The following is a 20,685-nucleotide window of genomic DNA, read 5'->3' on the forward strand; positions in this document are numbered from 1 at the left end:
GATCCTTTCAGCGGACGGCGTCGCGGTGCTGGACGCCGGGCCGATAGCCCAGCGCGTCGCAGTATTCCGCGATCTTCCGCGCAAACGTGATGGAGCGGTGCTTGCCGCCGGTGCAGCCCACCGCGATGGTGAGCTGGCTCTTGCCCTCCTTGACGTAGAGCGGAAGAGCGTATTCCAGAAACGACTCATAGCGTTTCAGCAGCTCCTGCGCCTCCGGATGGCCCATGACGAAATCGACGACTTCCTGATCGAGTCCCGTCTTGTGCTTCAGCTCCGGAACGTAGAAAGGGTTGGGCAGGCAGCGGACATCCAGCACGAGGTCGGCCTCCGGCGGGACGCCGAACTTGAAGCCGAAGGACATGACCGTCAGGCGCATGGCGTTCTTGGCCCCGCCGTTCGGGTTGAACAGGTCGCAGATCCGCTCTTTGTTCTGGGAGGTGGAGAGCAGGCCGGTATTGATGGTATAATCGGCCCGCTCCTTGAGGGGTTGCAGGATAGCACGCTCCTTCCGGAAAGCCTCCCGCGTGGAGAGGCCCTCGGCGATGCTGATGGGGTGGCGGCGGCGCGTCTCGCTGTAGCGGCGCATCAGCACCTCGTCCGGCGCGTCGAGGAAAAGGATCTCATACTCTACCCCCTGCTCGTCCATCTGGTCCAGCGCGTGCTCGATCTCCTCCGGCGTGCGGCAGCCGCGGACGTCCATGCAGAGGGCCACCCGCTTGAGCTGGTTGTCGCCCGCTTTCGAGAAGGCCGTGATGCTGGGCAGCAGCGCCGACGGGATGTTATCGATGCAGAAAAAGCCGATGTCCTCCAGCGCATTCATGGCGACGGATTTTCCAGCGCCCGAAAGGCCGCTGACGATCAATAGCTTCATCTTCTTGTCCTCTTTCTGTTCAGGCTGCGACCACACGGATCTCTTTTTCGAGGTCGTAGCCGGTTTTTTCCTTTACGATGGCGCGCACCTCGTCGCAGAGCGCCAGCACATCTGCGCAGGTCGCCCCGCCCAGATTGACCACGAAGCCGCAGTGCTTCTCGCTGACCGCTGCGCCGCCGTGGCGATAGCCCCGCAGCCCGCACTGGTCGATGAGGGCCGCCGCAAACGCGCCCACCGGCCGCTTGAAAGTGCTGCCGGCGCTCGGTTTGTCGAGGGGCTGCTTGTCCCGTCGGCGGGCCATCAGGTCGTCCATCTTGGCCCGGATGTCAGAGGCACTGCCTCTGGCGAGATAGAACTTTGCCGAGAGGATGCAGCCGCCGTTTTCTTCAAAGATGCTGTGACGGTAGCGGAGGTCGAGCTGCTCCGCCGGGGCTTCGACGATCTCCCCCTCCCCGGTCAGATACCGCACCGAGGCCAGCACATCCTTCATCTCGCCGCCGTAGGCACCGGCGTTCATGTAGACCGCACCGCCCACCGTGCCGGGGATGCCGTAGGCAAACTCGAGTCCGGTGAGGCTGTTTTCCAGCGCCGCCATACAGAGGGACGAGAGCATCTGACCGGCCCCCACGACGACCGCATCGTAAGTAAGAGCCGGGTCTTTCCCCGGGAAACTGATATTTTCGATAACGCCGATGCCGCTCTTCATGGCCGACACGTTGATGACAGCCCCGCGGTAGCCCGCATCCTCGAACAGGATGTTGCTGCCGTTGCCCAGCAGATAGCTCCTGACCCCTGCTTCTTTTGCCATCCGGATGGCGGCACAGAGCTGCTCCTCGTTTTCCGGCAGGACGAACAGGTCTGCCGGGCCGCCGATGCGGAAGGTGCAGTGGGCACAGAGCGGCTCATTCTCCTTGTATGCAATGCCCGCAGCGGACAAAGCCTCTTTCAATCGTTCCATTCGTACTCCTCTTTGGAAATCAGACGTTTTTGGTGAGCACCGGGCGGTGTGCAATGCCTGCGCTCAGTCCATGGTGTCGTTCAGGCCCAGACGGATGAGCAGCTCTTTTGCCGCGTTGTAGCCCATCTTCTTCTGACGGTTGTTAATGGCCGCCGTTTCCAGCACGACGGCAAGGTTGCGTCCCGGAGAAACCGGGATGATGGTGCTGGGGATGTTGACCCCCAGAATGTCGTAGTACTCGCTCTCCAGACCGGTGCGCTGATAGTTCTTGGTGGGGTCCCACGCTTCCAGCTGGACGACGAGGTCGAGGCTCTCGCTCACCTTGACCGCGCCCACGCCGAACACGCGGGCCACGTTGACGATGCCGATGCCGCGCAGCTCGATGAAGTGGCGGATGTTCTCCGGCGCAGTGCCCATGATCTGGCGGTTGGAGAGCTTGCGCAGCTCCACGGCGTCGTCGGCGACGAGGCGGTGGCCGCGCTTGACCAGCTCGATGGCCAGCTCGCTCTTGCCGATGCCGCTGTCGCCCAGGATCAGGATGCCCTCGCCGTAGACCTCCACCAGCACGCCATGGCGGGTGATGCGGGGCGCAAGCTCAAGGTTCAGCACGCTGATGAGGCTGCCCATCAGGGTGCAGGTCATCTCGTTGGAGCGCAGCAGCGCCACTTTGTGCTGCTGCGCCAGCTCCAGCATCTCCGGAAAAGGCTCCAACTCCTCGCTGCGGCAGACGATGACGGCTGGCGGCTGCTGGCGGAACAGCTGGTCGAGGCGCTCGCGGCGCTTTTCGGGGGCAAGCCCGGCCAGAAAGTTCATTTCCGCGAGGCCCATGATCTGCAAGCGCAGCTTGTCGAAGTAGTCATAGTAGCCGGTCAGAAACAGACCCGGGCGGTTGACTTCAGCGATCTCGACGCTGATCTTGTCCAGCTCGCACGGCGCATAAGTGACCTCAAGGCTGACCTTCTCGACCAGCCGCTTGAGCGAAACAGCGAAATTCCCCATTCGTTTTTCCTCCTGCATCCTCTGTGTGCCCCAAGACGGCGGCACAGCGTATCCTTCCTTATATTATAATCAAGATGGACGGCAAAAACAACAATTCTTGCAGGAATCTTTTCTGGTTTTGTCTCAGGGCTTGCATCCGAGGGCCAAACCTTTATAATAGGAGACAGGGGTAGAGTTTACTTTTTCTTTACATTTTACATGGCTTTTACATTTCGCCGGTTTCCGATTTTACATTCAACCCGTATACTCATAATCAGGGATACGACCGGTGAAATGCGGTGCAAGGTCATGTAAAAAGTTAGGACATATCCGTGTACCGTCCTCGCCGTCGATGCCGATGTGTAAACGTAAGCTTCAACAAGTGAGGAGTAAAAACATGACTCTATTCAATGTCTTTTCTCTGCTGGGCGGTCTGGCTTTGTTCCTGTTCGGCATGGACATCATGGGCAAAGCCCTTGAAAAACAGGCCGGCGGACACTTACAGAAAATTTTAAGCAAGCTGACCGACAATCCCATCAAGGGCTTCTTCCTCGGTCTCGGCGTGACCGCCATCATCCAAAGCTCCAGCGCCACCACTGTCATGGTGGTCGGCTTCGTCAACAGCGGCATCATGGAGCTGCATCAGGCCATCGGCATCATCATGGGCAGCAATGTGGGTACCACCGTCACCAGCTGGCTGCTGAGCCTCTCCGGCCTGCAGGGCGACAGCATCTGGATCCAGATGCTCAAGCCCACCTCCTTCAGCCCGCTCCTCGCCTTCATCGGCATCCTGCTCTATATGGGCAAGAGCGAGAAGAAAAAGGGCGTCGGCACCATCCTCATCGGCTTTGCCATCCTGATGACCGGCATGACCACCATGTCCAATGCCGTCGAGCCGCTGCAGGGCGAGGCATGGTTCACCAACCTCTTCGTCCGCTTCTCCAACCCCATCCTCGGCGTTCTGGTGGGTGCACTGGTCACTGGCATCATCCAGAGCTCCAGTGCCAGCGTCGGCATCCTGCAGGCCCTGAGCGCCACCGGTGTCATCACCTACGGCAGCGCCATCCCCATCATCATGGGCCAGAACATCGGCACCTGTGTGACGGCGCTGCTCTCCTCTGTGGGCGCGAACAAGAACGCCCGCCGCGCCGCCATGGTCCATCTCTACTTCAATATCATCGGCGTCATGGTCTTTCTGGCCGGTTTCTACGGCTTGAACGCTGTGGTGCACTTCGACTTTGTGAATGAGACCATCGCCGCATGGGGCATTGCCGTCGTGCACTCTGCCTTCAACATCGCAGCCACCCTCATCCTGCTCCCCTTTGCGAATGTTCTGGAACGGCTGGCCATCCTCACCATCCCCGACGACGCCCAGAAAGAGAGCTTTGCCCTGCTGGACGATCGTCTGCTGAACACCCCCGCTGTGGCGGTGGCCCGCGCCCGTTCTGCCACCGCCGATATGGCCGAGCTGGCCCGTGTGGGCGTCATGCAGGCCATGAGCCTGACCCATACATGGGACGACACGCTGGCCCAGAAGGTCCGGGACGAGGAGAGCAAGGTGGACCAGTACGAGGACGCACTCGGCACCTATCTGGTCAAGCTCTCCAGCCGTGAGCTGAACCATGCAGACAGTCAGAGCGTGAACACCCTGCTCCACACCATCAGCGATTTCGAGCGCATCAGTGACCATTCCGTGAACCTTCTGGAATCTGCACAGGAGATGCACGCCAAAGAGATCAACTTCTCCGCCGACGCCCGCGAAGAGCTGCAGGTGCTTGAGGATGCCGTGCAGGATGTGCTGAACCGCACCACCGACGCCTTCCGCAAGGACGACCTGCATCTGGCCAGCAAGGTGGAGCCTATGGAGACCGTCGTGGACGAGCTGGTGCGCGCCATCAAGGCGCGTCATGTCGCCCGTCTGCAGGCCGGCAGCTGCTCCATCGAGTACGGCTTCGTGCTGGAGGATCTGCTGACCAATTACGAGCGCGTCTGCGACCACTGCAGCAACGTGGCCGTCGCCCAGATCGAGGTAGCGCAGGACAGCTTCGACACCCACGCCTACCTCAACGACCTGCGCAGCGGCCACGCTTCCACCAAGGAGAGCGAGCAGTTCCAGCGCCGTCTGAACCGCTACCGCGAGCGCTACCTCTTCCCCAATGAAGCTGCTCCGGATGAAACGGAGGATAAACAGGCATGATCTATATCGTAGAAGACGATGCAGCCATCCGTGAATTGGAACAATATGCATTGCAGTCCAACGGCTACGAGGCCGTGGGCTTTGAGTCCTCGGAGCCGTTCTGGCAGGCCGTCCGCACCACGCCGCCGGAGCTGGTCATTCTGGATGTGATGCTGCCCGGCGAGGATGGCTTCTCCATCCTGAAAAAGCTGCGCGCCGCCCCCTCCCTGCGGCGTCTGCCCATCATCATGATAACGGCCAAGTCCAGCGAGCTGGACACGGTGCGCGGCCTTGACTGCGGCGCAGATGACTACATCACCAAGCCCTTCGGCATCATGGAGTTCCTGAGCCGGGTGCGTGCAGCACTCCGCCGGGCTGAGCCGGAGGCACGGCCCAACGTCTACAGCTTCCGGGAGATCCTTCTCGACAACGCCCGCCACAGCGTCACCGTCAGCGGCACGCCGGTAGAGCTGACCTACAAAGAGTACAGCCTGCTCCGGCTGCTGCTGGAAAATACGAATCTCGTCGTCACTCGCGAGACCATCCTGCAGGTGGTGTGGGGCACCGACATCTCGGTGGAGAGCCGGACTGTGGATATGCACATCCGCACCCTGCGCAAGAAGCTGGGCGATGCCGGAAAGTACATCTGCACGGTGCGGAAGGTCGGTTACAAGCTGACCGACAGTGAGGAGGAGCTTGAGCAATGAAACCACGCAGCATGGAAGAAAAAATAAGTTATCTGCTGTTTCTGATGGGCTTTGCCGGCCTGCTGTGCACCGCTGCACTCTGCATTTTTGTGTTCCACAAGGCTTTCCGTGCGCAGGCGTGGACAGCCCTCGAGCGGGAGGCCGATCTCGTGGCCGCCGGGTGCACACAGGTGGATGACCCAAGCCAGTTGAAGGCTTATGTGGACGGCTCGCTGCGCATCACCCTTATCGCGTCGGACGGCAGCGTGCTCTTCGAGTCTGCGACGGACCAGCCGATGGAGAACCATCTGCGCCGCCCTGAGATCCAGCAGGCCATGAAAAGCGGCGTCGGCCGTGACTGCCGCGACTCCCAGACGATGGGCTATGAGACTTATTATTACGCCATGCTGCTGCCCGACGGGGACATCCTCCGTGTGGCGCAGGACTCCGAGACCATCTGGTCCATCTATGATGCTGCCCTGCCCGCCATCGTTCTGAGCTGCTTTCTGATGATGGGTGCCGCCGCCATCATCGCTGGGCTGCTGACTAAGAGCCTCGTTCAGCCCGTGCTGAAGATGACCGACGACCTTGACCACATTCAGGAGAATGTTCCCTACAAAGAGCTGATCCCCTTTGCGGAGAGCATCCATTCCGACCGGATGCTGCGGGAAAACAACGAGAAGATGCGGCAGGAGTTCACGGCCAACGTCAGCCATGAGCTGAAGACGCCCCTGACCAGCATTTCCGGCTATGCCGAGCTGATCGAGACCGGGATCGCTAAGTCCGAGGACACCCCGGATTTTGCCCACAAGATCCATGTAGAGGCCAGCCGGATGATCCAGCTGGTCAACGATATTCTCCAGCTCTCGAACCTCGACAACGTCAGCGAGACGGGGGCTTCCCCCACCATGGAGACGGTCGATCTTCTGGATGTGGCCCGAGAGTGTGTGGAGCGCCAGAAGGTCAACGCCCGCCGCTCTTACATCTCCCTGACCTACCTCGGCGAGAGCGCCCCCGTGACGGGCAGCCGGAGCCTGCTGGATGAGCTGTGCCAGAACCTCTGCGACAACGCCATCCGCTACAACCGTCCCGGCGGCAAGGTCCAGATCATCACGGCCTGCACCCGGGACGGTCACTGCACTCTGACCGTGAAGGACAATGGCATCGGCATCCCGAAGGAGGCGCAGGCCAGCGTCTTTGAGCGCTTCTACCGGGTGGACAAGAGCCGCAGCAAGGCCACCGGCGGCACCGGTCTGGGTCTGGCCATCGTCAAGCACATTGCCCGCATCCATAACGCCCGCATCAAACTGGATAGCGCCGTGAACGAGGGAACGACCATCACCGTTATCTTTGAGTCTGTAAATTCTTAAAACTGCATAAGCCTTACGTCTGCCCGGATCTCCGGGCAGACGTTTTTTGTTGTGAGGCCAAGATCTCCGTCCCGCAGGGCCTGATAGGCCCCGAGGCCGGAAACATCCAGCCCCAGCGCCCAGCAGCGGCGGATGGTATCCTCGCAGAGTGTTTTCAGCTCCTTCTCCGCGTCCGGGGGCAGCTCACCTCGGGCGAGAGCATTCACCCGGAGAAGAAATCCCTCCCCTTCCCGCTCCACGCCGCAGAAGGCCCGGTGCAGGCGGAGCGTTCCCGCGCTCAGCATAAAGCGGTGCTCCCCGGCAGTCGTCCGGCTCCTGCCCTGCAATAACAGTGCCATCTCGGTCTGTGCTTCGGTCAGCTGAGCAGTCTGCTCTGGGGTCACGACGAGAGCCTCGGGCCTGCAGTGTGCCCCCTCCTCTTCCAGCTCCACGATGGGCAGGACGAAGCCGCCGCCCTGCTCATACAGCCGGGGCGCGGAAGGCGCGGAATTTTTGACGCATTGCAGGAGATTTTCGGGCAGGACATCCGACGCCCCGGCCCGCTCTTCCAGCGTCTCCACCGAAAAGCCCGCCCCGAACATCCGGGACGCCAGCCTCCCGCAGGGCTGATGCAGGAACAGCTCCTCACAGACAGGCAGCGCACGCCGCACCGAGTCCTGCTCGACAAAAAGATATTCGCAGAGCCGCCAGTCCGCCCGTTGAGGCAGGGCTTTTTCGGCGGCAGCGATGGCAGCGGAAAGCTGTGGGCCGCGGCCCACGCAGAGGCGGATGGCGGCTTCGGCCTCGGAGGAATCGGCGGAGGCCTCCGGGAACTGGTACAGCAGGCCCACCGTCCAGCTGTCGTCCTTCGTTTCGACGAGAAGGGTGCGGATCATGCTTTTCTCGGTATTGTCCCAGTGGAGAAAAAGGCAGAGCCAGACGGTCAGCACGCCTGCGGCCAGAAGCCGCAGCCCTTTCCGGCGGCTCATCGTGCAGCCTCCGCGCCAGCTGTGCCTGAGGGCCGCCCGGCAAGCCGCTCACAGAGCAGCCGCGCTGTGCGGACAAGAAAACAGAGACGAAAGACCGCCGCCGCCAGCCAGAGGAGCAGGAATGCGGCATCGAAGCGGGAGATGCCCCCGAAGCTCCACGCCCGCAGAAGCTCATAGCCCGGATAGTCCTGCGGCGCACCAAACAAAAGCGCCAGCCCCAGCGTATAGCCGGAAGAAATGATTGCAGGGATGAGCGGAAGCCACAGCGCTGATTTTTGACTGTTTTTCGAAGTATTTTCGCCCATACAAAGAAGTGGAAACGAGAAATATTCGGGGTAAAAAAACGCATCTGGTAATGCGAACGACCTGCCTGCCTCGCCCATCACGAGATTCTGCCATTCCAGCTGACCTGCCAGCCCCAGCAGGCAGAATAAGCTCCCCAGCACCACGAATGCCCCGAGGACAGCGGCCATCCGGTCATACAGCTCACAGCCGAAGCTCCATCCAGCCCAGAGGAGCAGCGGCAGCAGGCCGAAAAAGGCCATCGACGAGAACTGTTCCCAGCAGATCTGCTGGATCATAGCCGCCGTGCGGACAAGCTCCCAGAGATACCAGAACAGGAAGGCGGCGCAGCAGCAGTTACCGACAAAGCCCGGACGGCGCAGTCGGGCGGCATTCCAGGAAACGAACACCGCAAGGAGTATCAACGCCGCTGCCGCCAGCACATTCCCCAGCAGGGCGGCGCGGACAGAGCCGCTCTGCCCTGCCCTGAGGATGACGCGGCCCAGCTCTGCTGCCGCAGTGCTGAGGGCCAGCGTCCGGGCTGAAAACCCCTCTCTCTGCTGCATTTAAGACCCCCTCCTTTTCCAGATGGCGAATGGGCGGCGGGACAGCGCCCGGTAGTTGCGGCGGATGATACCATCCCCTGAAAAGACAACGCTCGAAAGGTAGGGCACCCCCATCGCGGAGAGGGACGTCAGCGCCGCCAGCACCCCCAGAGCCGCGCACACCAGCCCCACCGGCCCGGCCAGACCCGCCGCCAGCGTGACACCCAGCCGCAGCAGGGTGGCAGGCTCGTACAGCGAAGGGGTGACGAAGACGGAGATGGCCGTGATGCTGGCCACAAGGATGACCGGTGTGCTCATCAGCCCGGCCCCGACGGCGGCATCGCCGATGATAAGCGCCGCCACAAGACTCACCGAGTGGCCCAGCGTCTGGGGCATCCGAAGCCCGGCCTCCCGGATGATCTCCAGCAGGAGAATGACCAGCAGCATCTCCGCGAACAGCGGAAGCGGCGTGGCCTTTTCCGCCGCCTCGATTTTATAGAGCAGCTGAGGCGGGATAAGCTCGGGCAGGTAGACTGCGAGACAGACGAAGACCCCCGGCAGGAAGATGCTGAGGTAGAACGAACCATATTTCAGGATGCGCAGGAAGGACGAAAAGAGCGCCGTAGTCGCGTAGTCGTCGAGGCAGTCGAAATTTTCGCAGAAGAGGGAGGGCAGCACCAGCGCCGAGGGACTGCCGTTGACTAAAACAACGATTTTCCCCTCACAGAGCTTTGCCGCGGCGGAAGCCGGGCGCTCGGTGTAGCTCACCGGAGCGAACAGCCGACATCTGGCCGGGAAAAGCCACGGCACGAAGTAGCTGGAGTCCAGCAAAAGCTCCGGCTTTGCCTCTTGGAGGGTCCGGCGCACCCGGGCCACCGCCTGCCTGCTGGCTCTGTCCCTGCAATAGCAGATGGCGTACTCGGTCTTCATGGCACAGTCGGCCTGTGCCGTCTCCATCACAAGGGTGTCGGTGCGGATGAGGCGGCGCAGCAGGCTCAGATTGACCCGCAGAAGGTCGGCGAAGCCCTCCCGGGAGCCACGCAGGTTTCCTTCTCCGGAGGGTTCTTCCACCGACCGGGACTTGAGGCCCTGTACCGAGAAGACGATGCCCTTTTTGCACCCATCCAGCAAAAGCACCGCCATGCCGGCGGTCAGGCGGCGGACGAGGTCCTCCATCTCCTTGACCGAACTGTTCTCGGCGGGCAGACCGGAGTGGTGCATCAGAAGTTCATAGACCTGTGCGCCGCTGTGGGCCAGCCGCTCCGGCTCGAGGCCGGGCGTATGACGGGTGGCAGCGTCCAGCAGGAGCGCCCAGAGCGCTTCGAGGCTGGCCATGTTGTCGAAGAGCACGATGGCCCCCGGGCAGTGATAAAGCTCGATGCGCTTGGCATAAAAATCCGCCGAAGCGCCAAACCTAGCGTTGAGCGCCTCCAGATTCTCATCCAGCAACGAGGAAAGCTGCAGCATACGGTATCCCCCTTTGCCTGCCAGTATTCCCCCGTCGGAGTCGCTTATTCAACCCACAAGGAGGGCCTTCTGTGAAGCTTCTGATTTTCCGCACCCTGCTCATTTACCTCTGCGTCCTGTTCGCCATGCGGCTGATGGGCAAGCGTCAGCTGGGCGAGCTGCAGCCCGAAGAGCTGGTGTCCACCATCCTCATCTCCAATCTGGCGTCCATCTCCATCGAGTCGGAGGAAGTGCCGGTGACGGCCAGCCTCATCCCCCTCTTCCTCATTGCAGCTCTGGAGCTGCTGGGGTCAGCGCTGAGCTTTCGCAGCCAGAAATTTTTCAATCTGATGTCCGGTCGCCCCAAGACGGTCATTCTGGATGGACAGATCGACCAGAATGCTCTGCGCACCCTCCGGCTGACCACCGCCGACCTGATGGAGGCCCTGCGGGGCAAGAATATCTTCGACCCCCGGGACGTCTCCTACGCCGTGGTCGAGACGAACGGCAGTCTCTCGGCAGCGCTCCGCCCCGAAAAGGAGACGGCCACCCTCGCTGACCTGCGGCTGAAGGTCGAGCACAGCCACGCCACCATCCCCTTCGTGCTGGACGGCCAAGTCCTCGAGGACAACCTCCAATGGTGCGGCAAGGACAGAAGCTGGCTCGAGCGGACCGCGCAGGCCAACACCCTGCTGCCGGAAGAGATCCTGCTTCTGGTCGGCAACGAGACGGAGGATTATTTTCTGCTGAAAAAAGAGAGCCGCCGCAAGGGCAGCTCCCGGTGAGAGGTACGGAATGAAACGGATCTATGCGTGTCTGTGCATCGTGGCAGTGCTGCTGAGCATCGCCTTCTACAGCAGCTGGCGGGTGCAGAAATTTGCCGAGGATATTTCGGATGACATCGACGACGCCGTGGAGGCCCTCCGGGACGAGGATCTCCCTGCCGCACGGCAGGCTCTGGCCGAGGGAGCAAAGCTTTGCGACGAGATGCGGGAAGGGATGAACCATCTTCTCCGCACGCAGGACTTCACGGAACTGGAGAGCGCTCTCCGTGCCGCCGACGGCCACCTCGAGATGAATGCTCCCGAGGAAGCCCTCGGCGAACTGCGCCGGGCACAGGTTCAGGTGGAAACTCTGGAATGGCTTTCCCGGAGATTCGTTTAATTAAATCTCCGAGACTCGTTTTTATTTCGTGTAATCTTCGTTATCTGAAATTTATTTGCCCCAGCCTGCCGAGAAATAAGAGCTATAAACCGGATTTTATGCAGAGAGTTGCCGCAATTTTAATCGGTTCATCATTCATTTTTTCATATTAAATGCCTCGTTCTGAAATCATCGCCCTCTATCTGCACCCTATATAGATTTTTATATGGGGCATCTTCGGCAATTCCCCAAAGACCCTTCCCGTCCGGATACAACGTGCACAAAAAAGCGCCCCATCCCCTGCCCTGCGGCAGAGAATGAGGCGCTTATGGCTTTGGAGCCAGATTATTTCTTGCGGTCGCCCATCAGCTTTTTCAGCTCATTGAAGAAGCTTTCGACGTCCGCGAACTGCTGGTAGACCGAGGCAAAGCGGACATAGGCCACCTCGTCGATCTTTTTCAGCTCCTGCATGGTCAGTTCACCGATGCGCACGCTGGTCACTTCGCGGTCGTAGGTGCTCATCAGGGTCTGCTCGATGCTGCTGACGGCGCGTTCCAGCGCTTCGTAGCTCACCGGGCGCTTGGCGCAGGCGCGAAGCATGGCGTTCAGCAGCTTCTGTCGGTCGAACGGCTCGCGGGAATTATCCTTCTTGATGACGATGAGCGGCACTGTCTCCACCACCTCGTAGGTCGTGAACCGCATATGGCAGTTCAGACACTCCCGGCGGCGGCGGATGCGCTCACTGTCTTCGGTGGGGCGGGAATCAATGACTTTGGACTCCTCATCGCCGCAATAGGGGCATTTCATGGTCGTTCCTCCTATAGCAGTTTGCGTTTTTAATGCACAGGCAACATCCGCAAACTGCATGTCGCAAAGATGCCGTTTTGACAGGCACTATTTTTGAAAATTGCGATAAAAAATCGGGACAGATTTGCATCAGGGTCCAGCGGCTCAGTTTTTCTTTGCGCCCTTGCGTTCGCTCCATGCCACCCAAGCGGAGGTGGAGACGCACAGCGAGGTGTACACGCCGCTGAGCATACCCATCATCAGGGGGAAGGCAAAGGTAAAGATGCTGTCCAGACCATACAGCTTGGAGACGACGCACATCACGCCCAGCGCCATCACAGTGGTGACGGTGGTGATGATGGTGCGGCGGGCCGACTGGTTGACAGAGTGATTGACCAGCTCTTCGAAGCTGGCCTTCTTGCCCAGCAGGCTGCGATTCTCACGGATGCGGTCGTAGACGACGACGGTATCGTTGATGGAGTAGCCGAGGATGGTCAGCATCGCCGCAATGAAGTTGCCATCCAGCGGGGCACGCAGCAGCACGAAGGTGCCGAACACCACCATCAGGTCGTTGAGCAGGGCCAGAACGGCCATCATGCCGCCGGTCAGGCCGCCGATCCTCTTGAAGCGGTATGCGATGTAGGCGAGGATGAGCACCAGCGCGAACACCACGGCCACCAGACTCTTCTGGAGGAACTTCATGCCCATTGCGGCGCTGACATTGCTCAGAGAGAGCTGTGCGAAGGAGTTGTCAGGGTAGCTCTCGTTCAGAGAGTCCAGCAGGGTCTGCACCTCGTCGGTGGTGACAGTCTCGGTGCCGGGCATCGAGATCTTCAGGGCCTGCTCCCCTGTTGCGACGTTCTCGCCGGTCTGCAGGGTCAGGCCGTTGCTGCCCAGCGCCTCGGAGGCCGTCTTCTGGACGGCAGACATCTCAAAGCTGTTCTCGTAGCTCAGGGTGATCATCGCACCGCCGGTGAACTCGGTGTCCAGATGGACGCCCAGCACCACCGCACAGAGGACGATCGCCGCCATCAGACAGGCGGAGAAGGTCAGGAAACGCTTGCGCAGACCAACGAAGTTGACCTGCTTCTTCTCGGTGGGAGTCTTACCGGGAGCATCCGCACCGTAGAGACGGGGGTTCCGCAGGGCCTTGATGGAAGCAGCGCCCCGGATCATGGTACGGGTGGCAAAGATGCCAAACACGAAGTTGAGCAGCACGCCGGTGAGCAGCGTGTAGCCGAAGGCGTAGATGGTGCCTGCGGTCGAGGGGCCGAAAGCAAAGAAGACGAAGTGCAGGGCCTTGGCAAAGAAGCCGTCCGAGGGGCCGAAGGCACCCATCAGGACGACCGCAACGATGACGATGGTCACATTGCCGTCGATAATGGGGGTCAGGCCGCGGGCAAAGCCGCTCTTGAGCGCGCCGTCGAGGCTCTTGCCGCTGCGCAGCTCCTCCTTGATGCGCTCGGCGGTGATGACGTTGGCATCCACGCCCATGCCGATGGCGAGGATGATGCCAGCGATGCCGGGCAGGGTCAGGGTGAAGCTCTCAAACACCGGGAAGTAGCCGGAGACGAAGGCCAGCGTGGCCGCCACCTGACCGGCCAGCGCAATGCAGGCGAGGAAGCCGGGCAGACGGTAGAGGGCCGTCATGAGCACGAGGATGAGGGCAAAGGCGATGACACCGGCCAGCACCATGGCGCTCAGGCTGTTCTCGCCCAGACTCGGGCTGATGGTGGAGTAGCTGTCCACGCTCAGCGCAAAGGGCAGAGAGCCGGAGTTGATCTGGCGGGCCATTTTGACGACATCTTCCTGCGTGAAGGGATTCGCCGCAGAGCTGGTGATGATGGCAGAGCCGTCGGTGATGGCGGCGTTGACGCTGGCGGTGCTGACGTTCTCGTCGTCCAGCCAGATGCTGATGCTGCCGCCGTTCTGGTACAGACGGGTGGTGGCGTCGCCGAATGCCTTGGCACCCTCGTCAGTAAACTTCAGCGCCACATAGTACTCGGAGCTGCTGCCGTTGACGGGGCCGTACTGGGCAGCAGCACTCTCCACCATCGAGCCGTCAAGCACCAGCGCACCGTCTGCGCTGCTCCCCTCCCGGAAGGTCAGGTAGGCGGTGGTGCCGATCTCCTCGATGGCGGCTTCGGGGTCGAACTCGGTCTCGCCCGACTGCCACGGGAACTCGAGGATGAGGCTGTCGGAGTTGTTGTCCACATACAGCTCATAGTCGGTCACGTTGAGGGCGACCAGACGGTTCTCGATGACCAGCTGAGCAGCCTCAAGCTGGTCGTCGGTGGCGTCGTAGCCGTCGGAGGGGACGAAGGTGACGTTGACGCCGCCCTTGATGTCCACACCGAAGCGGATGTCCTTCGCTCCCTTGATGTAGGTGGTGGTCACATCACCGTACTTGACCGCAACACCGAAGAACGCCGTATAGACGAACGCCGCGATCACAAGCACCGTGAGGATAAGCTGCCATGCTTTGCCTTTCGTTTTCATATGAATCGGGAAACCTCCAAATATAATATGAAGCTGCTTTCCGGTCTTGGAAACAACTTCAAAATCTCCGCTGCGCCGTCTGAGCGGCAGCACAGCGGAGATTTGTGCAGTGGAAAGATCAGTCCTTTTCCGTCAGCAGTTTCTCGACTGCTGCCAGACGGACGCAGACACAGAGCAGGTCGGATGCGGTCTCCACCTCATCCAGACTGGGATAAGTGGGCGCGATGCGCAGGTGGGAATCATCCGGGTCCTTGTGGTAGGGGTATGCAGAGCCTGCGCCGGTGAGGGTCAGGCCGCACTCCTTGCACAGCTGAGCCACCCGCTTTGCGCAGCCGGGCATGACATAGAGGCTGATGAAGTAGCCGCCCTTGGGGTTCGTCCAGTGGGCGATGTCGCCGCAGGGGGTCAGCTCTTCGTTGAAGGCTGTCTTGACGGCATCGAAGCAGGGCACCAGACGACGGCGGTGCTTTGCCATGTGGGCCAGAACGCCCTCCTTGTTCTTGAGGAAGCGGACGTGGCGCAGCTGGTTCATCTTGTCGTAGCTGATGATCATGACCGAGAAGCGCTTGCAGATGTACTTCATCATGGCCTCGCTGCAAGCCAGAGCGGAGACGCCAGCGCCCGGGAAGGTGATCTTGCTGGTGGAGGTGAACATAAAGACGCGGTCTTCGTTGCCGTACTTCTTGCACTCGTTCAGCAGGACGGGGGTCTCGATGATCTCCTCCGTCAGATGGTGGACGATGTAAGCCTCATCCCAGAAGATCTTGAAGTCGGGGGCGGCGGTCTTCATCTTAGCAAAGCGGTCGATGGTCTCATCGCTGTAGGTGTAGCCGTCGGGGTTGGAATACTGCGGCACGCACCAGATGCCCTTGATGGTGTCATCCTCGGCCACCAGCTTCTCGACGACGTCCATGTCGGGGCCGTTTGGGGTCATGGGGACGCTGATCAGCTCGAAGCCGAACTCCTCGGTGATGGAAAAATGGCGGTCATAGCCGGGCACCGGGCAGAGGAACTTCCGCTTCTCCACCTGAGACCACGGGCAGGGAGACTCCGGGAAACCGAAGCTGTAGCCCATCGAGATGAGGTTGTACATCAGCTGCAGGCTGGAGTTGCCGCCCACAAAGACCTCCTCGGGCTTCACGCCCATCACGTCGGCGAACAGCTCGCGGGCCTCATGCAGGCCCTCCAGATCGCCGTAGTTGCGGGCGTCGGTGCCGGCGTCGGTGGTGTAATCCGTCATCTGCAGCAGACCCATTGCCAGATCCATCTGGTGAGGGCCGGGCTTGCCGCGGGCCATGTTCAGCTTCAGGCCCATCGCCTGAAACTTTTTGTACTCTTCTTCCAGAGCCGCCTTTTCGGCAGCCAGTTCGTCGCGGGTCATCTCAAAATAATTTGCCATAACACACACTCCTTTATCGTACGTTCTATTTCCCACAGGGTCCGGTACTGTATCTCTGCGAAGCAGGTTCATGCCAGTGGGCCGCTCCGATTTTTACCCTCACAGTTCCAGACTTTTATAGTTTACTACAATTTGACCTCGGAAACAAGTCGGATGGCACAAAAAGACCCCGCCAAAAAGTAAAAAGCTTTCAGCGGGGCCTGTTCTCCCCTGCTGCGCGCTGCCGCTCAGCTCAGGGAAGGCTGGTTCTTATAACGCTTGCGCACTGCGCCGTACTCCATGTGTGCCTCGCCGCCCTCTACCGTATCCTCGTCGATGGTGACGCGGATGATGGTGGGGTCTGTGGGCACATTGTACATGACGGGCATCAGGATGTTCTCCATCACGCTGCGCAGACCGCGGGCACCGGTCTTGCGCTCGATGGTCTTCCGCGCAATGGCGTGGAGGGCCTCATCGGTGATGTTCAGCTCCACATTATCCATGGCCAGCAGCTCTTTGTACTGCTTGACCAGACTGTTTCGAGGCTCCTTCAGGACACGCACCAGCGCATCCTCGTCCAGATCATCCAGCACCGTAATGACCGGCAGACGGCCGATCAGTTCGGGGATGAGGCCGAACTTGACGAGGTCGTGGGGTTCGACCTTCTGCAGCAGGGCTTTCTGGGCCTCGCTGGAATTGTCCTTCAGGCTGCTGCCGAAGCCCAGAGCGGACTTATCGGTGCGGCGAAGGATATACTTGTCCAGACCGTCGAAGGCACCGCCGCAGATGAAGAGGATGTTGGTGGTGTCGATCTGGATGAACTCCTGCTGAGGGTGCTTGCGGCCGCCCTGCGGGGGAACATTGCTGACCGTTCCCTCCAGGATCTTCAGCAGAGCCTGCTGGACGCCCTCACCGCCCACATCACGGGTGATGGAGGGGTTCTCGCTCTTGCGGGTGATCTTGTCGATCTCATCGATATAGATGATGCCGATCTGCGCCTTCTGGACGTCGAAGTCTGCGGCCTGAATGAGCTTGAGCAGGATGTTCTCCACGTCCTCGCCCACATAGCCGGCCTCCGTCAGGGTGGTGGCATCTGCGATGGCGAAGGGCACGCCCAGCATCTTGGCCAGTGTCTGGGCCAGCAGGGTCTTGCCGACACCGGAGGGGCCGAGGAGCAGGACGTTGGACTTCTGCAGCTCAACGTCGGCGCCCTTGCCGCTCAGGATGCGTTTGTAGTGGTTGTAGACCGAGACGGCCAGCACACGCTTGGCCTCGTCCTGACCGATGACGTACTGGTCAAGTCCCTCCTTGATCTCCGCAGGGGTCTTGATGTTGATAGAAAGCTCGTCAGACGGCTGGATGCGCGCCCGGCTGGCACTGCCGCGGCTGGGGCGGGAGCTGCTGCCCGCGTGATCCGGCTTGTCCGAGAGCAGATCGGCACAGAGGCCGATGCATTCGCTGCAGATGTTCACGCCGGGACCGATGATCATCCGCTCCACTTCATCCTGATGTTTGCCGCAGAAGCTGCAGACCAGATCCTTTTCGTTTTTATCTCTGCCGGAATTGTTATTAGCCATAACCGTTTTTCCTTATCCTGGGTGTATTGCTTTCTGCCGCTCAGCGGTGGGTGATGACCTCATCGATGAGGCCGTATTCCTTGGCCTCCTGCGCAGAAAGGAAGTTGTCGCGCTCGGTATCCAGCTCCACCTTTTCCAGCGGCTGGCCGGTGTACTCGCTGAGCAGCCGGTTCATCTTGGCGCGGGTGCGGACGAGATGGTCGGCATGGATCTTGATGTCGGTAGCCTGTCCGGACAGACCGCCGCCCTGACCGCCGGCGATGAGGGGCTGGTGGATCATGATCTCGGCGTTGGGCAGGGCGAAGCGCTTGCCCTTGGTGCCGCTGGCCAGCAGGAACGCACCCATCGAGGCGGCCATGCCCATGCAGATGGTGGAGACGTCACACTTGATATACTGGATGGTATCGTGGATGGCCATACCTGCGCTGATGGAGCCGCCGGGGCTGTTGATATACAGGCTGATGTCCTTATCGGGGTCCTGCCCTTCCAGATACAGCAGCTGTGCCACGACAAGGCTGGCGGAGGTATCGTTGACATCCTCGCTCAGCACAATGATGCGGTCGTTCAGCAGACGGGAGAAAATATCATAGGAACGCTCCCCGTGCGCCGACTGCTCGACAACGTAAGGAACAAAACTCATAGGGTTCGCCTCCTGAATGAAAAATTATTGTATTTGCAAAATTGACCGATACGGCAAGCACACAGGGCCGTAGCCGTATCGGTCAATTTCAACAACCTTCACTTACAGAGCCGGGGACTTCCCCTGCCCTGCATGACCTTGTGCGCCGGAATTACTCAGCGTCAGCGGTCTTCTCGGCCTCAGCGGCCTTCTCCACGACATTTGCGTGGCTCTTGATGAAGTCGATCGCCTTATTGATGGCCAGATCGTGCTTCACCTCATCCACGTTGATCAGCTCGCGGACCTTGTCCTCTTCCATCTTGTACTGGTCAGCAATGCGCTTGACCTCGGCATTCAGCTCGTCCTCAGTGGCCTCGATGTTCTCGGCAGCTGCGACAGCCTCCAGAGCCAGACGGATCTTGACCTGCTTCTCAGCCTGCGGCATGAAGGAAGCGCGGAACTGATCGACGGACTGGCCCATATACTTCAGGTAGTCCTCGAGGCGCAGGCCCTGCTGCTCCATACGGAAAGCAAAGTCGTTGACCAGCTCGTCCATGCGGACATCATACATGGCCTGAGGGATCTCAGCCTCCATGCCCTCGATGACCTGATCGACCAGAGCGTTCTCGACGGCCAGATCATCCTGCTTGTCCAGCTGCTCCTGATTGTTCTTGCGGATGGAAGCCTTGAACTCGTCCAGAGTGTCGTACTCGGAGCAGTCCTTTGCCAGCTCGTCGTCCAGAGCGGGCAGCTCCTTGTACTTGACCTCGTGCAGCTTGATCTTAAAGACAGCGGGCTTGCCAGCCAGCTCGGCAGCCTGATACTGCTCGGGGAAGGTGACGTTGACGTCGAACTCCTCACCAGCAGCGTGGCCGATGATCTGATCCTCGAAGCCGGGGATGAAGCTGCCGCTGCCCAGAGTCAGGCTGTAGTGCTCTGCCTTGCCGCCCTCGAATGCAACGCCGTCCACAAAGCCCTCGAAGTCGATGTCAACGATGTCGCCGTTCTCAGCAGCGCCCTCACGGGTCAGCTCACGGGCGTTGCGCTCCTGCACACGCTTCAGCTCGGCCTCGACAGCCTCGTCAGAAACAGTATGGACCGTCTTCTCGACAGTCAGACCGTTGTAAGCGCCGATCTTCACCTCGGGCTTGACTGCGACCTTGACGGTCAGGGTAGCGCCCTCAGCCTCACTGGCGGAATCGACGGAGACCTCAGGACGGCCCACCGGCTCGATACCGGCAGCCTTGACAGCCTCTTCGTAAGCTGCGGGGAACAGCTCGTTGATGGCGTCATAGGTAAAGACATCAGCGCCGTACATCTTCTCGATCAGAGCCTTGGGAGCCTTGCCCTTGCGGAAGCCCTGAACAGGGTACTTCTTGCCCTCCTTCTTGAAGACATCGGCAACTGCTGCCTTGAAGGCCTCAGCGTCGATGGAGAACTGCAGCTCTGCCATGCTCTTCTCGAGCTTTTCGCACTTGATGAAATTCATTTTGTGTATCCTCCACTCAAATATTGTATTGCGTTGGGGCAGCGGGAAAACTGCCGCCTGCAACCGCGCACCGCGTCCTTGCTGTTGCGAAATGCGGGGACGCGCGCGCTCAAATTGGGTGCAACAATCGCGTCACAACCTATTATAACACGCTTGTGATAGAATTGCCACCCCAAATTTTGACTTTTTGTTATTTCTGACCTTTCCGTCCCGGCCTCAGTTGATGCGGTAGGGGCAGAACTTCAGGCCGTCGGCGCTGACGAGCTTGTAGCGGATGCCGTCCACATCGCCCTGTACGGCGTACCGGATGGCGTTGCCGTGCAGATGGCCGTAGTAGCAGGTCCGGATGCCGTAGGCCTTCAGCGTCGCCACGATCTCAGGGGCACTGGTGCCGGTGTAGACCGGCGGATAATGCAGGAACACCAGCTTCTCCAGCCCCGGCTCTGCGGCGTCAAGGCTCATTTTGAGCCGCCCGATCTCCCGGTTCATCACCTTTTCGTCGTGGGCCTCCCCCACATCGAACAGCCAGCCCCGGGTGCCGCAGATGGCGTAACCCTCCACGGCGTAGGAGTTGTTGTGCAGGATGTGGAGGGTGTCAAAGCCCTCGGCCTTCAGGTAAGCGTTCATCTTGTTGGCGGTGGTCCACCAATAATCGTGGTTCCCCTTCATGATGAGCTTCTGCCCCGGCAGCTGCTGCAAGAACGCGAAGTCCTTCCGGGTGTCGGTCAGCCGCATGGCCCAGCTGATGTCGCCTGCAAGGACGATGGTGTCCTCGGGCTTGATGAGCTTGCGCCAGTTGCGTTCCAGCCGCTCCACATAGCCGTTCCAGCCGGGGAAAACGTCCATCGGCTTGGAGGCACCTAGGGAGAGGTGGGTATCGCCAAGCACAAAAAGTGCCATAGTTTATTTACTCC

Annotated in this window: 18 protein-coding genes; 5 read left to right on the forward strand and 13 right to left on the reverse strand. The window is 60.3% G+C overall.

Annotated features, from left to right (window positions below):
• Positions 1-7: 7 nt before the first annotated feature.
• From rapZ to hprK, 3 genes are all read right to left on the reverse strand, one after another.
• Positions 8-871, reverse strand: coding sequence for an RNase adapter RapZ (rapZ, locus tag MTP38_RS06585; RefSeq protein ID WP_227620815.1), 864 nt, complete (start codon positions 869-871; stop codon positions 8-10).
• Positions 872-890: 19 nt separating this feature from the next.
• Complete coding sequence (murB, locus tag MTP38_RS06590) at positions 891-1,829, reverse strand: UDP-N-acetylmuramate dehydrogenase (protein WP_249233002.1); 939 nt, start codon at positions 1,827-1,829, stop codon at positions 891-893.
• A gap of 63 nt (positions 1,830-1,892) precedes the next feature.
• Complete coding sequence (gene hprK / locus MTP38_RS06595; protein WP_249233003.1) at positions 1,893-2,828, reverse strand: HPr(Ser) kinase/phosphatase; 936 nt, start codon at positions 2,826-2,828, stop codon at positions 1,893-1,895.
• A 376-nt stretch (positions 2,829-3,204) separates the two neighbouring features.
• Between hprK and MTP38_RS06600 the strand changes: the two genes are divergently transcribed.
• From MTP38_RS06600 to MTP38_RS06610, 3 genes are read left to right on the forward strand one after another with little or no spacing between them, the layout of a single operon-like run.
• Positions 3,205-5,004 (forward strand): Na/Pi cotransporter family protein, encoded by a 1,800-nt coding sequence (locus tag MTP38_RS06600; RefSeq protein WP_249233004.1) that lies wholly within the window; start codon positions 3,205-3,207, stop codon positions 5,002-5,004.
• Positions 5,001-5,690: a response regulator transcription factor gene (locus MTP38_RS06605; RefSeq protein WP_249233005.1), complete on the forward strand. Its 690-nt coding sequence runs from the start codon at positions 5,001-5,003 to the stop codon at positions 5,688-5,690. Before MTP38_RS06600 ends, MTP38_RS06605 begins: the two co-directional genes overlap by 4 nt.
• Positions 5,687-7,039: a sensor histidine kinase gene (locus MTP38_RS06610; protein ID WP_249233006.1), complete on the forward strand. Its 1,353-nt coding sequence runs from the start codon at positions 5,687-5,689 to the stop codon at positions 7,037-7,039. The genes MTP38_RS06605 and MTP38_RS06610 overlap by 4 nt, the downstream gene beginning before the upstream one ends.
• Here the strand turns inward: MTP38_RS06610 and MTP38_RS06615 are convergent.
• From MTP38_RS06615 to MTP38_RS06625, 3 genes are read right to left on the reverse strand one after another with little or no spacing between them, the layout of a single operon-like run.
• Positions 7,036-8,007, reverse strand: a complete 972-nt coding sequence (locus MTP38_RS06615; protein ID WP_249233007.1) for a hypothetical protein — start codon at positions 8,005-8,007, stop codon at positions 7,036-7,038. The genes MTP38_RS06610 and MTP38_RS06615 overlap by 4 nt on opposite strands.
• Positions 8,004-8,855: a hypothetical protein gene (locus tag MTP38_RS06620; RefSeq protein ID WP_249233008.1), complete on the reverse strand. Its 852-nt coding sequence runs from the start codon at positions 8,853-8,855 to the stop codon at positions 8,004-8,006. Before MTP38_RS06620 ends, MTP38_RS06615 begins: the two co-directional genes overlap by 4 nt.
• A complete protein-coding gene (locus tag MTP38_RS06625; protein ID WP_249233009.1) occupies positions 8,856-10,301 on the reverse strand; it encodes a spore germination protein in 1,446 nt (481 codons plus the stop codon). It abuts the gene before it with no gap.
• A 71-nt stretch (positions 10,302-10,372) separates the two neighbouring features.
• On the opposite strand from MTP38_RS06625, the gene MTP38_RS06630 reads away from it, so the two are divergent.
• Together MTP38_RS06630 and MTP38_RS06635 are read left to right on the forward strand one after the other, a co-directional pair.
• Complete coding sequence (locus tag MTP38_RS06630) at positions 10,373-11,065, forward strand: DUF421 domain-containing protein (RefSeq protein WP_227620806.1); 693 nt, start codon at positions 10,373-10,375, stop codon at positions 11,063-11,065.
• Positions 11,066-11,075: 10 nt separating this feature from the next.
• Complete coding sequence (locus MTP38_RS06635) at positions 11,076-11,444, forward strand: DUF4363 family protein (RefSeq protein WP_227620805.1); 369 nt, start codon at positions 11,076-11,078, stop codon at positions 11,442-11,444.
• Between the two features lie 324 nt (positions 11,445-11,768).
• Here MTP38_RS06635 and nrdR read toward each other — a convergent pair whose 3' ends face one another.
• The 7 genes from nrdR to MTP38_RS06670 form a co-directional block, all read right to left on the reverse strand.
• A complete protein-coding gene (gene nrdR / locus MTP38_RS06640; RefSeq protein ID WP_227620804.1) occupies positions 11,769-12,230 on the reverse strand; it encodes a transcriptional regulator NrdR in 462 nt (153 codons plus the stop codon).
• A 144-nt stretch (positions 12,231-12,374) separates the two neighbouring features.
• Positions 12,375-14,708, reverse strand: coding sequence for a protein translocase subunit SecF (secF, locus tag MTP38_RS06645; RefSeq protein WP_249233010.1), 2,334 nt, complete (start codon positions 14,706-14,708; stop codon positions 12,375-12,377).
• Between the two features lie 118 nt (positions 14,709-14,826).
• Entirely contained in the window at positions 14,827-16,107 is a 1,281-nt protein-coding gene (locus MTP38_RS06650; RefSeq protein ID WP_249233011.1) for an aminotransferase class I/II-fold pyridoxal phosphate-dependent enzyme, read from the reverse strand.
• Positions 16,108-16,334: 227 nt separating this feature from the next.
• Positions 16,335-17,663, reverse strand: coding sequence for an ATP-dependent Clp protease ATP-binding subunit ClpX (gene clpX / locus MTP38_RS06655; protein WP_227620801.1), 1,329 nt, complete (start codon positions 17,661-17,663; stop codon positions 16,335-16,337).
• Positions 17,664-17,703: 40 nt separating this feature from the next.
• Positions 17,704-18,303, reverse strand: coding sequence for an ATP-dependent Clp protease proteolytic subunit (locus tag MTP38_RS06660; protein WP_227620800.1), 600 nt, complete (start codon positions 18,301-18,303; stop codon positions 17,704-17,706).
• A 151-nt stretch (positions 18,304-18,454) separates the two neighbouring features.
• Entirely contained in the window at positions 18,455-19,771 is a 1,317-nt protein-coding gene (gene tig / locus MTP38_RS06665) for a trigger factor (RefSeq protein WP_249233012.1), read from the reverse strand.
• Between the two features lie 216 nt (positions 19,772-19,987).
• A complete protein-coding gene (locus MTP38_RS06670; RefSeq protein WP_227620798.1) occupies positions 19,988-20,671 on the reverse strand; it encodes a metallophosphoesterase in 684 nt (227 codons plus the stop codon).
• Between the last annotated feature and the right edge of the window lie 14 nt (positions 20,672-20,685).

The organism is Faecalibacterium sp. I3-3-89, assembly GCF_023347275.1.
GTDB classification, from domain to species: domain Bacteria; phylum Bacillota; class Clostridia; order Oscillospirales; family Ruminococcaceae; genus Faecalibacterium; species Faecalibacterium butyricigenerans.

Coding starts and splice junctions, on each gene's coding strand:
- rapZ (WP_227620815.1), bottom strand. CDS start 871: ATGAAGCTATTGATCGTCAGCGGCCTTTCGGGCGCTGGAAAATCCGTC.
- murB (WP_249233002.1), bottom strand. CDS start 1,829: ATGGAACGATTGAAAGAGGCTTTGTCCGCTGCGGGCATTGCATACAAG.
- hprK (WP_249233003.1), bottom strand. CDS start 2,828: ATGGGGAATTTCGCTGTTTCGCTCAAGCGGCTGGTCGAGAAGGTCAGC.
- MTP38_RS06600 (WP_249233004.1), top strand. CDS start 3,205: ATGACTCTATTCAATGTCTTTTCTCTGCTGGGCGGTCTGGCTTTGTTC.
- MTP38_RS06605 (WP_249233005.1), top strand. CDS start 5,001: ATGATCTATATCGTAGAAGACGATGCAGCCATCCGTGAATTGGAACAA.
- MTP38_RS06610 (WP_249233006.1), top strand. CDS start 5,687: ATGAAACCACGCAGCATGGAAGAAAAAATAAGTTATCTGCTGTTTCTG.
- MTP38_RS06615 (WP_249233007.1), bottom strand. CDS start 8,007: ATGAGCCGCCGGAAAGGGCTGCGGCTTCTGGCCGCAGGCGTGCTGACC.
- MTP38_RS06620 (WP_249233008.1), bottom strand. CDS start 8,855: ATGCAGCAGAGAGAGGGGTTTTCAGCCCGGACGCTGGCCCTCAGCACT.
- MTP38_RS06625 (WP_249233009.1), bottom strand. CDS start 10,301: ATGCTGCAGCTTTCCTCGTTGCTGGATGAGAATCTGGAGGCGCTCAAC.
- MTP38_RS06635 (WP_227620805.1), top strand. CDS start 11,076: ATGAAACGGATCTATGCGTGTCTGTGCATCGTGGCAGTGCTGCTGAGC.
- nrdR (WP_227620804.1), bottom strand. CDS start 12,230: ATGAAATGCCCCTATTGCGGCGATGAGGAGTCCAAAGTCATTGATTCC.
- secF (WP_249233010.1), bottom strand. CDS start 14,708: ATGAAAACGAAAGGCAAAGCATGGCAGCTTATCCTCACGGTGCTTGTG.
- MTP38_RS06650 (WP_249233011.1), bottom strand. CDS start 16,107: ATGGCAAATTATTTTGAGATGACCCGCGACGAACTGGCTGCCGAAAAG.
- clpX (WP_227620801.1), bottom strand. CDS start 17,663: ATGGCTAATAACAATTCCGGCAGAGATAAAAACGAAAAGGATCTGGTC.
- MTP38_RS06660 (WP_227620800.1), bottom strand. CDS start 18,303: ATGAGTTTTGTTCCTTACGTTGTCGAGCAGTCGGCGCACGGGGAGCGT.
- tig (WP_249233012.1), bottom strand. CDS start 19,771: ATGAATTTCATCAAGTGCGAAAAGCTCGAGAAGAGCATGGCAGAGCTG.
- MTP38_RS06670 (WP_227620798.1), bottom strand. CDS start 20,671: ATGGCACTTTTTGTGCTTGGCGATACCCACCTCTCCCTAGGTGCCTCC.